This is a genomic window from Luteimonas sp. BLCC-B24 (assembly GCF_028550595.1).
Classification (GTDB): Bacteria; Pseudomonadota; Gammaproteobacteria; order Xanthomonadales; family Xanthomonadaceae; genus Luteimonas.
This window is the reverse complement of record NZ_JAQQGN010000003.1, coordinates 22,226-35,492: the sequence shown is the minus strand read 5'-3', so window position 1 is coordinate 35,492 and position 13,267 is coordinate 22,226. Positions and strand designations below refer to the sequence as shown.

12 protein-coding genes are annotated in these 13,267 nt (G+C 72.3%); 7 read left to right on the top strand and 5 right to left on the bottom strand.

Going from position 1 to position 13,267, the window contains the following annotated elements; translation table 11 throughout:
- Positions 1 to 8 precede the first annotated feature (8 nt).
- Positions 9 to 911, bottom strand: a complete 903-nt coding sequence (locus tag PQS31_RS07995) for a LysR family transcriptional regulator (protein ID WP_272762178.1) — start codon at positions 909 to 911, stop codon at positions 9 to 11.
- A gap of 158 nt (positions 912 to 1,069) precedes the next feature.
- Here PQS31_RS07995 and PQS31_RS07990 point away from each other — a divergent pair, with 158 nt between their 5' ends.
- Complete coding sequence (locus PQS31_RS07990) at positions 1,070 to 1,342, top strand: hypothetical protein (RefSeq protein WP_272762177.1); 273 nt, start codon at positions 1,070 to 1,072, stop codon at positions 1,340 to 1,342.
- On the opposite strand, the gene PQS31_RS07985 is transcribed toward PQS31_RS07990, so the two are convergent.
- On the bottom strand, positions 1,327 to 2,571 hold the full coding sequence (locus PQS31_RS07985; RefSeq protein WP_272762176.1) for an MFS transporter: 1,245 nt from the start codon (positions 2,569 to 2,571) through the stop codon (positions 1,327 to 1,329). The genes PQS31_RS07990 and PQS31_RS07985 overlap by 16 nt on opposite strands.
- Before the next feature lie 146 nt (positions 2,572 to 2,717).
- The gene (locus PQS31_RS07980) at positions 2,718 to 3,023 is read right to left on the bottom strand and encodes a hypothetical protein (protein WP_272762175.1); all 306 of its coding nucleotides are present in this window, start codon (positions 3,021 to 3,023) and stop codon (positions 2,718 to 2,720) included.
- A 172-nt stretch (positions 3,024 to 3,195) separates the two neighbouring features.
- Here PQS31_RS07980 and PQS31_RS07975 point away from each other — a divergent pair, with 172 nt between their 5' ends.
- From PQS31_RS07975 to PQS31_RS07965, 3 genes are all read left to right on the top strand, one after another.
- Positions 3,196 to 3,633: a DUF3597 domain-containing protein gene (locus PQS31_RS07975; RefSeq protein ID WP_272762174.1), complete on the top strand. Its 438-nt coding sequence runs from the start codon at positions 3,196 to 3,198 to the stop codon at positions 3,631 to 3,633.
- A 305-nt stretch (positions 3,634 to 3,938) separates the two neighbouring features.
- Positions 3,939 to 4,808, top strand: coding sequence for a type II toxin-antitoxin system RelE/ParE family toxin (locus PQS31_RS07970; RefSeq protein WP_272762173.1), 870 nt, complete (start codon positions 3,939 to 3,941; stop codon positions 4,806 to 4,808).
- A 248-nt stretch (positions 4,809 to 5,056) separates the two neighbouring features.
- Positions 5,057 to 6,064, top strand: coding sequence for an aldo/keto reductase (locus tag PQS31_RS07965; protein ID WP_272762172.1), 1,008 nt, complete (start codon positions 5,057 to 5,059; stop codon positions 6,062 to 6,064).
- A gap of 84 nt (positions 6,065 to 6,148) precedes the next feature.
- Here PQS31_RS07965 and PQS31_RS07960 read toward each other — a convergent pair whose 3' ends face one another.
- The gene (locus PQS31_RS07960) at positions 6,149 to 7,021 is read right to left on the bottom strand and encodes a hypothetical protein (protein ID WP_272762171.1); all 873 of its coding nucleotides are present in this window, start codon (positions 7,019 to 7,021) and stop codon (positions 6,149 to 6,151) included.
- Between the two features lie 115 nt (positions 7,022 to 7,136).
- On the bottom strand, positions 7,137 to 8,540 hold the full coding sequence (gene mgtE / locus PQS31_RS07955) for a magnesium transporter (RefSeq protein WP_272762169.1): 1,404 nt from the start codon (positions 8,538 to 8,540) through the stop codon (positions 7,137 to 7,139).
- A gap of 393 nt (positions 8,541 to 8,933) precedes the next feature.
- On the opposite strand from mgtE, the gene PQS31_RS07950 reads away from it, so the two are divergent.
- From PQS31_RS07950 to PQS31_RS07940, 3 genes are read left to right on the top strand one after another with little or no spacing between them, the layout of a single operon-like run.
- Entirely contained in the window at positions 8,934 to 11,759 is a 2,826-nt protein-coding gene (locus PQS31_RS07950; RefSeq protein ID WP_272762168.1) for an ATP-binding protein, read from the top strand.
- Complete coding sequence (locus PQS31_RS07945; protein ID WP_272762167.1) at positions 11,756 to 12,142, top strand: response regulator; 387 nt, start codon at positions 11,756 to 11,758, stop codon at positions 12,140 to 12,142. The genes PQS31_RS07950 and PQS31_RS07945 overlap by 4 nt, the downstream gene beginning before the upstream one ends.
- Positions 12,139 to 13,266 (top strand): YaiO family outer membrane beta-barrel protein, encoded by a 1,128-nt coding sequence (locus PQS31_RS07940; RefSeq protein WP_272762166.1) that lies wholly within the window; start codon positions 12,139 to 12,141, stop codon positions 13,264 to 13,266. The genes PQS31_RS07945 and PQS31_RS07940 overlap by 4 nt, the downstream gene beginning before the upstream one ends.
- Position 13,267 lies beyond the last annotated feature (1 nt).

Below are 13,267 nucleotides of genomic sequence, written 5' to 3'. Positions count from 1 at the left end.
GTGCCGACTCACCCGTGGTCGGCGCTCTGCGCTTTCAGGAACTCGACGAAGGCCCGCAGCGGCGCCGGCACCAGGCGGCGGTCGTGGTAGTACAGGAACGGGCCGTCGAAGCGCTGCCACCAGTCCGCCAGCACCGGCTGCAGTTCGCCCCGGTCGAGCGCGGGGCGCAGATGCTCCTCGAACGTGTAGATGACGCCCACGCCCTGCACCGCGGCACCGACCTCGAGATCGTGCGAGGACGACAGCAGCGGGCCCTGGGGTGGCACCCGCACGGTGACGCCGTCGCGTTCGAATTCCCACACCCCGACCTTGCCGCTCTCGAAGCGATGGCCGATCAGGCGATGGGCCAGCAGGTCACGCGGATGGGTGGGCACGCCGTGCGCGTCCAGATAGGCGGGCGCGGCCGCGGCGACGAAGCGCTGCCGGCGCGGGCCGATCGGCACGGCGATCATGTCCCGGGCCAGGTCCTCCCCGTAGCGCACGCCGGCGTCGTAACCGGCGGCGAGGATGTCGACGAAGGTGTTGTCCATCGTCACTTCGACGTTGATGCCGGGGTGGCGTGCGAGAAACGCGGGGATCAGCTGCGGCAGCACGAAGCGGGCCGTGGGCACCGGCACGTTGAGGCGCAGCGTGCCCAGCGGCCGGGCACCGTCGTCAAGATCGTTGACCGCCGCGTCGATCTCCGCGAGCGCCGGGCGCAGGCGCGTCAGCAGCCGCGCGCCCGCTTCAGTCGGGGTCACGCTCCGGGTGGTGCGGTGGAGCAGGCGGACACCGAGGTCGCGCTCCAGGCGACGGATCGAATCGCTGAGCGAGGAGGCGGACAGACCGCGTTGCTGGGCGGCACCCCGGAATCCCCCCGCCTCGACGACCGCGGCGAACAGGGCCACATCGCCGAGATTGGGTTGGCGCACAGTGCGGCTCCTCGCAACGTGATTGTACGGATGGCCGTACAGGGCATTCCGTTCTAGCGGGCTTATCGGCCCCGATCAAGCCGGGGACACTGGTCCCACTCGGCGCCGCGTCGTCCACGCGGCCGCCGGTGGATTCCGTCACCGCGCGAGGTACCGCCATGAAGATCCTCCGAGCCACCGGTGAGCGCCGGCCTCATCCGGCGCCCGGCAACGACCCCTCGGCACGGTGCGCGGAGGCCGTGTTCCGTTCGCCCAGGGTCTCCGCCCTCGTCGGCGCCGTGCTGTTCCTGGCGGCCGTGACGGCACTCGTCCACGTCACCCGACAGCAGATGCTGTCGGCGATGACCGGTGCGACCCATGCGTCGGTGCTGGCACTCGTCGGCGCGCCGCAGGCGGCCTCCGCCGACTGCGCGGTCTATGCCGTGCGTTGAGAGCCGGCCACTGCGCCGGGCCGCGGCGACCCGTCAGCGCGGCGCGCCGCGCGCTGCAGCGCCCACATCGCCGCGATTCCCAGCGCCGGGCCGGGCAGCAGCACCAGGAACACCCAGCGCCAGCTGCCCAGGGCGCCGGCCAGCAGCGGCACGATCCAGATTGTCGCCACCGTCAGCAGGAAGCCCAGACCCATCTGCAGCGTCAGCGCGGTGCCCACGGTGTGCGGATCGCCGTGCTCGGTGACCAGGGCCGAGAACTGCGCCGAATCGGCGATCACGCTGGCGCCCCAGACCAGGCCCAGCGTGAGCAGCAGCCACAGCGGCGCCAGATGCGCCCAGCCCGCGGCCACGCAACACGCGCCCGAGATCAGCAGCGCCGCCATCGCCGTACGTGCGCGGCCGAAGCGGTCGGCCAGGCCGCCGGCCAGCACGCAGCCCACCAGCCCGGCCGCGACGGTCGCGAACGCCAGCCACGACGCGCGCGTGGCGTCGCCGTCGACGGCCGCCGCGGTCATCGCGAACGTCGCGAACCAGGCCCACATCGCGTACAGCTCCCACATGTGACCGAAGTAGCCCAGCGAGGCCAGCACCACACCGCGGTTGCGCACGATCGCGGCGATGTCGCGCAGCCGGAACGGCGCGCGCGGAAACGGATACGGCCCCTCGCGCACGCCCAGCGCGATCACCAGCGCACCGGCCACCGTCGCCGCCGAGGTCCACACGATCACGCCCTGCCAGCGCGCGCCGCCCAAGGCGTTGACCAGATGCGGCAGGGCCGAACCCACCGAGATCGCCCCGATCAGCACGCCCAGCGCCAGCCCGCGTCCGCGTACGAACCAGGTGGCGATCAGCTTCATCGCCGGCGGATACACCAGGGCCAGGCAGGCCCCGGTGGCCATGCGCGCCAGCAACAGGTGCACCGGTGATTGCGCGGCGAGCACGCAGGCATTGGCGAGCGCCGCGCCCAGCGCCGCGACGACGATCAACCGCCGCGCCGGAAGCCGGTCGGCCAGACCCGAGGCCGCCGACCCCAGCGCTCCGGCCACGAAGCCCAGCTGCACTGCGATCGTCAGCCACGCCCCGAAGGAATCTCCGAAGCCCCAGGTCGTGCGCAGGGAGCCCAGCACCGCGCTGGCGGAAAACCACGGCGACATCGCCAGCACCAGCGCCAGCGCCATCAACAGCAGGGTGCGGGTGCGGCCCTTCGGCGAGGCGCTCGCGGCAGTCATGCAGGGGCGCCTCGGCGCGTCGTCGGTGCACTCATGCGTCATGGTGCCCGTTCGGCGTGTCGCCGTGCATCGCGTACGGCGCACGGTGCGTGAGGTCCTGCCGACGGCACCGGGCGGACGCTGCTTTTATGTAAGTGTCCGGAGGCTTAGCGGGATGCGAGCTGCGTCGATACGCATGCGTCGCGCGGGATGCAGTCCGCCTGCAACGAGGTCGATGGGACGCTCCGCTGCGGCAGCTCTATCTCGATCGGATACGACGCGTTCGGCGCGAGCCACGTGACGAGGAGGCCGGACGCGAACAACAACACGGCCAGGGCGAGCACGAGGACGCCCAGCAGAATCCGGATGCCCCTGGAGGACGACGCCGTGCGCTTGGGGTCGCCACATTGCGGGCATGCGATCGCCCTCTCGCTGATCTCGCGTCCGCACTCCCTGCATTGCACCAACGCCATTTGCATGTCCTCTCGATCAATGGATGTGTGGCTGCGCGACCCGGAGCCAGACGCAAGCCCGGACCACAGCCTAACGTCTGCTGCGAAGCGGCATCGCGACCGCACGATTCTTTCATGCGCCCTTTGCGAACACCCGCACACACTCGCCGCTCCCTTCATCGGAGTGAGCCGCATGGGCCTGTTCTCGAAGATTTCCGATCGCATCTTCGGCCGCAAGCCGGCGTCCGCCCCTGCCGCGCCGGCCAAACCCGCCGCCGTGATCTTCACCGGCAGCGAGCACGATCCCAAGGTCTCGCCGCCCGCGCGCACTCCCGCTCCGGCGACTGCACCCGCGCCCGCGGCGCCGGCCGAACCGGTCGACGTCGAAGCCGTGCTCACCGGCCTGGCCGCGGACAAAGGCGGGCCGAGCGACTGGCGCCATTCGATCGTCGATCTGCTGAAGCTGCTCGATCTCGACTCCAGCCTCGATGCGCGCAAGGAACTCGCCGCCGAACTCGGCGTCAACGCCGGCGCCCACGGCAGCGCCGAGCAGAACATCGCCCTGCACAAGGCGGTGATGCGCAAGCTGGCCGAGAACGGGGGCCGGGTGCCCGACGCGCTCAAGGACTGACGCCGCGGTCCAGCGCGGACGCGCCTCGCGCCCGTCGGTGCCCCGGGATCGCGGCGCGGCGTCCTCGGGCCGGCACGCCGCGAGTGCGGGCGCGCCACGCATATCGAGGTGGATGCCGCTCCCGCGCAGATGGCGGGTCCATGAAGCGTCGCCCGTCGGCCGGCGTTGGCCCCGCCCGGACGATCCGGTGAACAGACGCCCGCGCCACGCGTGCAGGCCGGCGCCCGCGCGCTAGGATGCAGATCCCCACGCCGCACCGCCGGATTCCGCATGAAGGTCCACACCCCCGACGCCTCGTCGGTGGCATGAGCACGGCACCGCATCCGGCGGCTGACCGGCCCGAACCCCGTATCGAACGTCTGCAGCGCTGGATCGCCGGTGCCGCGAGTGTGTTGCTGCACGGGCTGCTGGCCTGGCTGTTGCTGACCCACCAGCCGATGGTGGTCACGCCGCCTCAGGGGGCGTCGGCCGGCAGTCCGATGGTCGTGGACTTCGTCGGGGTGACGCCGCCGCAGCCGGTGACCGCTCCGGTGCCGAGCCCACCACCGACGCGGCGGCCCGCCCCGGCCGCGCCCGCGCCGTCGCGCGTCGTCACCACGCGCGTCGAGACGCCGGCCGAGCCGCTGCCGCCCGACGAGACCCCGCCCGCGGACACCCTGGCCGAGCAGGCGCCGCCGCAGCCGGCGCCGCCCGCCGTGCCCACGCCGCCGCAGCCCGTGCCGTCGCGCGCGGCGGCCAGCCCGCCGGATGCCCAGCGTCGCACGCGGGTCTGGGGACAGCCGCCGGGCATGCTGCCCGAGGCCACGGCGCCGGTGAACGCGGGTCGCGAACGCACCGCGCGCATCGGCCAGGGCCGCGGGCGGGATTCGTCATCCAACCAGCCCAGTCTCGAGGTCGGCGGCTACCAGGTGGTCTACGACACCACCAGCGAGTCGCGGCTGCGCCAATGGCGCGACGAGGGTGTCACCGAACTCTTCATCCCGCTGCCGGGCACACGCGACTACATGGTCTGTCCGCTGGAAACCGCCCTGCGCCGCGAGTCCAGCGACTGCCGGATGCTCGCGCCGGAAGATCCGGAGATGGCCAACATCCGCGATTCGCGCGAGGTCATCGGCTTCCACCGCGTCTACCGCCGCGGCGAAGTCGTCTGGCGTGGACCGGGGCCGTACCGCTGAGCCGGACTCGCGCCGCAGCGCGCGTCAATGGCGAGGCCGAGTGCAGTCCGGCATCGGGGTGTGTCGTGCCATCGCGTGGCGTCCGCGTGGTCCGCGTGTCGCGTGCGGCCCCGGTCGGCGCCGCGCCCTGCACATCCGCGCGCCGTCCGGGCGTGCCCGAACGCCTTCACCACGCGCCCTGAAGGTCGAGACCGGCATCGTGTCCGGTCGACGCGGCCCGCCCGCGATGACGATTTGAAGGAGATTCCATGGCACTCACCGACATCCTGCCCGGCACGCTCGGCTTCGGCACCGCCCCGCTGGGCAACATGTTCCGCGACATCCCCGACGACGAGGCCCGCGCCACCGTCGAGGCGGCGTGGGACGACGGCATCCGTTACTTCGACACCGCGCCCCTCTACGGCGCCGGTCTGGCCGAACTGCGCCTCGGCGAGGCGCTGGCCGAACGCCCGCGCGCCGACTACGTCATCAGCACCAAGGTCGGCCGGCTGATCCTCGACGAAAAGGAGGACGTCAGCGCGCGCGACCAGGGCGAGAAGGGGGGGCTGTTCGCGCATGGCCGCGACAACCGCGTGGTCAACGACTACAGCTACGACGCCACGCTGCGCTCGATCGAAGACAGCCTCGAGCGCCTGAAGACCGACCGGATCGACATCGCCTGGGTGCACGACGCCGCCCAGGATTTCTACGGCGACAGCTGGCTGGAGAAGTTCGAGAGCGCGCGCACCGGCGCGTTCCGTGCGCTCGACCGCCTGCGCGACGAGGGCACGATCAAGGGCTGGGGCCTGGGCGTGAACCGGGTCGAGGCGATCGAGCTGCTGCTCGACCTCGACGAGCCGAAGCCGAATGGCTGCCTGCTCGCCGGCCGCTACACGCTGCTCGATCACGACCGCGCGCTGCAGCGGCTGATGCCGCAGGCGGCCGAACAGGGCGTGGGCATCGTCGTCGGCGGGCCTTACAGTTCGGGTGCGCTGGTCGGCGGGCCGAATTTCGAATACGCGCCGGCGCCCCAGGCGATTCTCGACAAGGTGGCGCGCATCAAGGCCATCGCCGATCGCTACGGCGTCAGCATGAAGGCCGCCGGCCTGCAGTTCTCGCTGGCCAATCCGGCAGTCGCGGCGGTGATTCCCGGTGCCAGCCGACCGAGCCGCATCGCCGAAGACCGCGCCGCGCTCGAGGAGACGGTGCCGGCCGCGTTCTGGCGTGACCTGCGCGACGCGAAGCTCGTGCATCCCGAGGCGCCGCTGCCGGACTGAACCGCGCGGCGTGCGAGCGCGCCGGGCTACACCCGGCGCGCTGCTCGCGAACGGGCGCTGTCTCCGCCGGCCGCGCGGTGTCGATCAGGGCAGGGCGTCGGCGCCGCGCGCGGCCGCACCGGCGAACGCACCATCGCGCAGGTCACGCGCCTGCCAACCGCGGTCCGTATCGAGGCCGGTCACCCACCAGGTGTGCGCATCGATGCGCAGCGGTCCGCGTACGCGCTCGTGGAACCGGGTGGGCAGCATCACGCCGCCCACGCTCCGATAGTCAGTCAGCGTGGTGTCGACGTGCGCGCCCTGCGTGGTCGGAAACCCGTTGAGGGTCAGGTGCACGCGGTGCAGCAACTGCGTCTGCGCATCGAACCAGGCGATCACGGTGTCGCTCTCGGCCTGGCCGAAGCCCGGCGCGATCGCCACGCGCACGCGCCGGTACTGTCGGCCGGAGGCCTCGGCATCGGCCATGCGCGTCACGGCGGTGGCGCGCGCGGCGAGAAACGACGGCCCGAAATGGAACAGCTCGAACGCATCGGTGGTCATCGCCGCGGCCTGGAGTGTTTCGGGATCGGTCGCGCGCACGCCGTCGTAGTGCACCTCGATCGCGCCCGGCGTACGCACCACCTGTTTCACACCCTTCGGGCCGCGGTAGCGGATCGCGTGCACGCCGGTCGACGGCGAATAGCGGGTCTCCGCCGTCACCCGGTAGCCGGCATCGGTGACCACCGGCTGGATGCGCTGGATCAGCGTCGCCCAGCGGCCGTCACTCGCGTAGTTCAGATCGCCCGCGCGCGTACGCAGGTCGCCGCCATGTGCGGCCACGCCGCGCGCGAGCACTGCGGCGCCGTCCAGCCCGTCGGGCGCCTCGTAGGGCGCGCCCGCGCGCGGAAAGCCGGTGGCGCAGCCGGTCAGCGCCGCCCATGCCATCAACGCCAACAGGATCCGGTTCGACACGTGCATCGCGGGGCGCTCCTCCGAATGGCCTGCTCCGCTTACGTCGCAGGCGCGGCGATGGATCACCGCACCGGATCCGACACGCGGCCCGCGATGCGGGCGTCGAGCCGGCGTCACTGCATCACGGCCCCAGCACCACGCTCGCGATGCCGAAATACACCAGCACGCCGGCCACGTCGGCGATCGAGGTCACCAGCGGGCCGCTGGCGGTGGCCGGGTCCAGCCGGAACTTCGACAGGGCGAACGGCAGCGACATGCCGATCAGGCTGCCGATCAGCACCACCACCAGCATCGTGATCGCCACCACCACGGCGATGTCCGGGCCGCCGCGCCACACGCCGATCGCCGAGATCGCCACCGCCATCGTCGTGCCCAGCAGGCCCGCCACCAGAATCTCGCGGCCCAGCATGCGGCTCCAGTCCTGGGCGCGCACGTCGCCGGTGGCCAGCGCGCGCACCATCAGCGTGGCCGACTGCGAACCGGCATTGCCGGCGCTGGCGATCAGCAGCGGCAGGAAGAACAGCAGCGCCAGATGCGAGGCGATGGTGTCCTCGAAATGGGCGATGCCCGCGCCCGAGAAGATGTTGCCGAATACCAGCAGCACCAGCCAGAACACGCGCAACCGGTAGAGCTGGCGGATCGAGGCGCCGCGCACCGTGCCCGCCAGTCGACCGGCTGTGCCGCCGGCCAGCAGTGCGTCCTCGGTGGCCTCGGCCTGGGCCACGTCCATCGCGTCGTCGGCGGTGACGATGCCCACCAGGCGCCCCTCGTCGTCGAGAATCGGCAGCGCGATGAAGTCGTAGCGGCGGATGCGCTCGGCCACCACCTCCTGGTCGTCGCCCACGCGGGCGACGATGGGATTGCGCTCCATCAACTCGGACACGCGCGTATCGGGCGTCGCGGTGATCAGGCTGCGCAGCGAGGTCACGCCGATCAACCGGCGTCCGGCGTCGATGACGTAGGCGGTGTAGATGGTCTCGGCATCGGGGGCCACACGGCGCAGCTCGTCCAGGGCCTCGCGTGCGGTGAGGCCGGGCGCGAGCGCCGCATAGTCCGAGGTCATGATCGCGCCGGCCGTGTCGCGGCCGTAGGCGCTGAGCCGGCGGATGTCCTCGCGCTCGGCCTGGGCCAGTGCCGGCAGCACCTGCTCGCGCAGCGCAGGCGGCAGCGCGTTGAACAGATCGGCGCGTTCGTCGGCCGACATGTGTTCCAGCAGTTCGGTCAGCGGCGCGCGCGGCAGCACGGCGACCAGGGCGGACTGCATGTCCAGCGGCAGGTAGCCGAACACTTCGGCGCGTCCGGCCGGCGCCAGCAGCGGCAGCGCACGCGCGGCGAGCGTGGCGTCGAGATGGCTCAGGGCCTCGGCCACGTCGGCCGCCAACGCCTCGGCCAGCCAGGTTTCCAGCCGGCGGCAGTCGTCGCGTTCGAGGCAGCGTTCGATCTCGCGCGCGGCGCGGGCGGGGTCGAATGGGCCGTCGGTGGGGGCCAGGCGCGGCCCGAGAAGCGGATTGCGGAGTTCGATCATGGGTCATCCTTCGCCGGCGGCCGCGGCGGAGAACGACCGGACCTCAGGCGGCCGTCGTCTCCCCCGCGCGGCCGTGGGCGCGCTGGGTGCAAGAGGTGTGGGGCGGTCGACTGTCGGTGTCCATGGTGGTGCGCTGCGGCGGGGCCGGTTGCGTGAAGTCTATCGGCGTTCGCGTGATGGCAACACCGCGGCCGCGATGCTCAGGCGCGACCGCGCGCACGGTGCGCGCGGCATCGGTGCGCACGTCGATGTGTGATGCAGGTCGCGCCGCAGGCCCGCCCGGGCCCGTGCGGTCGTGCGCGGAGGCCGCCAGTGGTCGCGCCTGCGCAGCGCTCACGTTATTTTGGCCCGGCGCCGATAGGCTCGGCGTACCGACACCCACGGGATTCCGTCTTGCGTTTTCTCTCCGGCACGACCCTGCACAACCTGGGCTTTGCCGCTGCGCTCGCGCTGCTGAGCCTGCTGGCCTGGCAGGGCAAGCGCACGCAGGACGTATTGCTGGAGGCCAACGCCTCGATCGCCGACAGCCTCGAGCTGATCACCGTGGTCCAGGGCATGTTCTCCGCGCTCCAGGATGTGGAAACCGGATCACGCGGTTACGTGCTCACCGCCGATGCCGAGTATCTGGCGCCGTACCGCAGCGGGCGCACCCATCTGGTCGCGCTGCGTGCGGCCCTCGGTGAGCGGGTCCGCGCACGCGGCGATACGCAGTGGCTCGAGGCCCTCGATGCCGACATCGAGCGGCGCGTCGCCATCGCCGAGGCCAACATCGAGCGGCGCGACCGCCTGGGCCTGGCGCGCGCAGCCGATGCGATGGCCAAGGCGGGCGGCAAGGAAGCGATGGATCGCCTGCGCGTGCAGCTCGACGCGTTCGAGGCGGAGGAACGCGTGCGGCTGGCGGCCGAGTCCGCGTTCGCGGCCGAGGTGCTGGAGCGCGGTCGCCTGCAGGTGGTGGCCGGCAGCGTGGTGATCGCGCTGCTGATGATCTGGTTCCTGCTGGCGATGAACCGCAACCTGCGCCGGCAGGCGCGCCTGGCCGAGAGCGCGCGCACCGGCGAAGCGCGTCAGGTCGCGCTGCTGCAGGCGGTGCCGGACGATCTCTACGAACTCCACGCCGACGGCCGCGTGACCGTGCTGTCGCAGTCGAGCGGACGCCGCGGTCCGCCGCCGCCCGAGCTGTGCGCGGTGTTCGCCGAGCAGGTGGCGCGCCAGCCCGGGCAGACCCTGCTGGTCTTCGACTGGAGCGATGCACACGGGCACGAGCACGAGGTGCGCGTGGTCCGTGCCGAGGGCGGCGAGCGCCTCGCCATCGTGCGCGACGTGACCGACGCCGCGCGCGCGCGGCGGCGCCTGCGCGATCAGCAGGCGTTTCTGCGCAGCGTGGTCGATGCCGACGAGAACCTCATCTTCGTGCGCGATGCGGCCGGCCGGGTGCTGTTGTGCAACGAGGCCTTCGCCGCCCTGCTCGGCGTCGCGCCGGCGCGGATCGAGGGCCAGCGCGTGCAGGACCTGCCGGGCGGCGACCTGCTCGCACCGCTGCTCGACGGCGACACCGCGCTGCTGCGCGAGCTGCCGGAGTTGCGCCGCGCGCAGATTCCGATCACCGATGCGCGCGGGCGCGAGCGCTGGTTCCAACTGCTGAAGCGGCCGATGACGTTGTCGGACGGGCAGCGTCTGGTGCTGGCGGTGGCGGTGGACGTCTCGGCGCGCCGCCAGGTCGAGCGCATGAAATCGGAGTTCATTTCGACCGTCAGCCACGAGTTGCGCACGCCGCTCACCGCGATCCGCGGTGGCCTGTCGATGCTGACCGGAGGACTGGCCGGCGAGGTGCCGCCGGCGCAGCGCCCGCTGCTCGACATCGCCTACAAGAACAGCGAGCGGCTAGTGCGGCTGATCAACGACATCCTCGATGTCGAGAAACTCGAGAGCGGACGCCTGGTCATGCATCTGCAGACCGTGGCGCTGCGCCCGGTGGTGGCCCAGGCGATCGAGCACATCGCCGGCTACGCGGACGAGTACGAGGTGCGCGTGCGCCTCGCGCCCGGTGACGACGGCGAGGTCGAGATCGACACCGACCGCTTCGCCCAGATCATGGCGAATCTGCTGTCGAACGCGATCAAGCATTCGCCGCCCGGCGGCGAGGTCGTGGTCGAGGTCGCGCCGCGCGCGACCACGATGGAGGTCGGAGTGGCCGACCGCGGCCCCGGCATCCCCGAGGCGTTCCGCGCGCGGGTGTTCGAGCGCTTCGCCCAGGCCGATTCCTCCGATGTGCGCACCCGCGGCGGCACCGGCCTGGGCCTGGCGATCACCCGCTCGCTGGTCGAGCAGCTGGGCGGCGAGATCGGCTTCGACACCGAAATCGACCACGGCACGCGCTTCCACGTGCGCCTGCCGCAGGCCACCCGGCGCGTCGCGGCGTCGGCGGTGCGTCCGGGCGATCGACCCTGCGTGCTGGTGCTCGACGGCGACGCCACCGCCGCCAACCAGGTGGCGGGCATGCTCGAGCCGCATGGCTACGCGACGGTGCTGGCCGATTCGGCGGCGACCGCGCGGCGCGTGCTCGCGTCCACGCCGGTGCACGCGCTGACGATCAATCTCGCCCTGCCCGACGAGGACGGGCTCGCGTTCGTGCATGCGCTGCGCAGCCAGGACGCCTACCGCCACCTGCCGATCCTCGCACTCGGGGTGGAACCGCCGTCGCCGGAGCGCGAGGCGGTGACCGGCGGCGCGGTGGGCGTGGTCGACTGGCTGGCCAAGCCGCTGTCGTCCGACCGCATCCTCGACGCGGTACGCACGTGTCTGCGCGACGCCGACGCGCCTGCCCAGGTGCTGCATGTCGAAGACGACGCCGATCTGCGCACGCTGGTCGCCACCCTGCTCGCACCCGAGCCGCTGGCACTGCATGCGGCCGGTACACTGGCCGAGGCGCGCGCCGCCCTGGCCCAGCGCCACCACGATCTGGTCATCCTCGACCTCATGCTGCCCGACGGCGACGGCAGCGAGCTGCTCGCCGAACTCGCGGCGGCCAGTCCGCCGACGCTGGTCATCATTTTTTCGGCGCTCGACGCCGACGGGACGACGTCCACTGCCGACAGTGGCATCGTGCTGCGCCGGCTGGTCAAGTCGCGCCACAGCGGGGCGATGCTGGCCGACGTGATCGGCGATTACCTGCGCACCTGGCCCACGCGCGCCGCACCACAAGGAGATCCACCGCCATGAACGAACACGCTGCGCCACGGGTCCTGGTGGTGGAAGACGAGGAAGACATTGCCTACATCCTGCGCTTCATGTTCGAGCGTGAGGGCTTCACCGTCGATCACGCCGTCGATGGTCGCCAGGCGCTGGCGCGGCTGGACCAGGACCCGCCGCACGGCGTGGTCCTGGACATCATGCTGCCCTATCACGACGGTATCGAGATCGTGGAGCGCCTGCGCGCGGTGCCCGCGTGGCGCAGCGTGCCGGTGCTGATGCTCACCGCCAAGGCGCGCGAAGTGGACATCGTGCGCGCGCTGGATCTGGGCGCCGACGATTACGTCACCAAGCCCTTCCAGCCCGACGAAGTCGTGGCGCGCATGCGGCGGCTGCTGCGGAGGGCCGCGTGATCGCGGGCCGTCTCGGCGCGGCGGCGCTGGTGGCGATACTGGCCATGCCGGCATGGGCGCAGGACGATGCGGCCCTGCGCGCGCGCCAGGCCAGGGCCTATGTCGCTGCGGAACTGCAGCTGCGCGCGCGTCTCGCGCAGGCGCCCGACGACGACGAGGCGCGCTTCCAGCTCGCGCGGGTGCTGGCCTGGCAGCAGCGCGCGGACGCGGCGGTGCCCCTGTATGCCGCCCTGCTGGAACGCGCGCCGGACAATGCCGACTACCTGTTCGGTCTGGCCCAGGCGCAGCTGTGGTCGGGTGATCGCGCCGCCGCCCAGGGCACGGTGGACCGGCTCGAGGTCGTGGCACCGGCGTATCCGGAGCTGGCCGCGCTGCGTGACCAGATCGCGGCGGCGTCGCTCCCTGCACGCGCGGGGGGCGAGGTGCGGCCGGCGGCGCCCGCCTATCGCGAGGCGGGCCTGAGCGTGCGTCACGACTGGCTCACCCAGGGCCTGGACCCGTGGCGCGCTGCGCGGTTCGAGGTCAACGGGCGCACCGCCGAGGGCCGCGTCTGGTATGTCGCAGGCGCGCAGGAGCGCCGCTTCGGTCTGGTCGACAGCGGCGTCGAGGCCGGCGTGGCGGTACCGCTGACACCGCGCTGGACGCTGCAGATCGACGGCGGCGGCTGGCCGGGATCGGAGTTCCAGCCGCGCTGGTTCGGCGACGTGCGCGCACAGCACGCGTTCGACCGCGGCACCGTGCTCGGCGCCAGCCTGCGTCGCACGCGCTATCCCGAGGTGACCGTGGACCGGCTCGCGCTGGGCGTCGAGCAGTACTGGGGCGCGTGGCGGTTCGGCTACACCTTCAACCGCACCGACGTGGCCGGCAACCGCGTCAGCGGACACGACCTCGCGTTCGACCGGTACTACCGCGAGCGCGATGCGATCGGCCTGCGCCTGACCTCGGGCAGCGAGGATGCGCTGCAGGGCACGGACATCGTCGCCAGCGCGGTGCGCGCGGCCGCCGTGCAGGGCCGCCACGGCGTCGCCGGTGACTGGTCGGTGCAGTGGGCGGCCGGCTACGTGCGCCAGGGCGCGTTCTACGACCGGCGCTGGGTGCAGCTGGGCCTGCGGCGGGCGTTCTAGC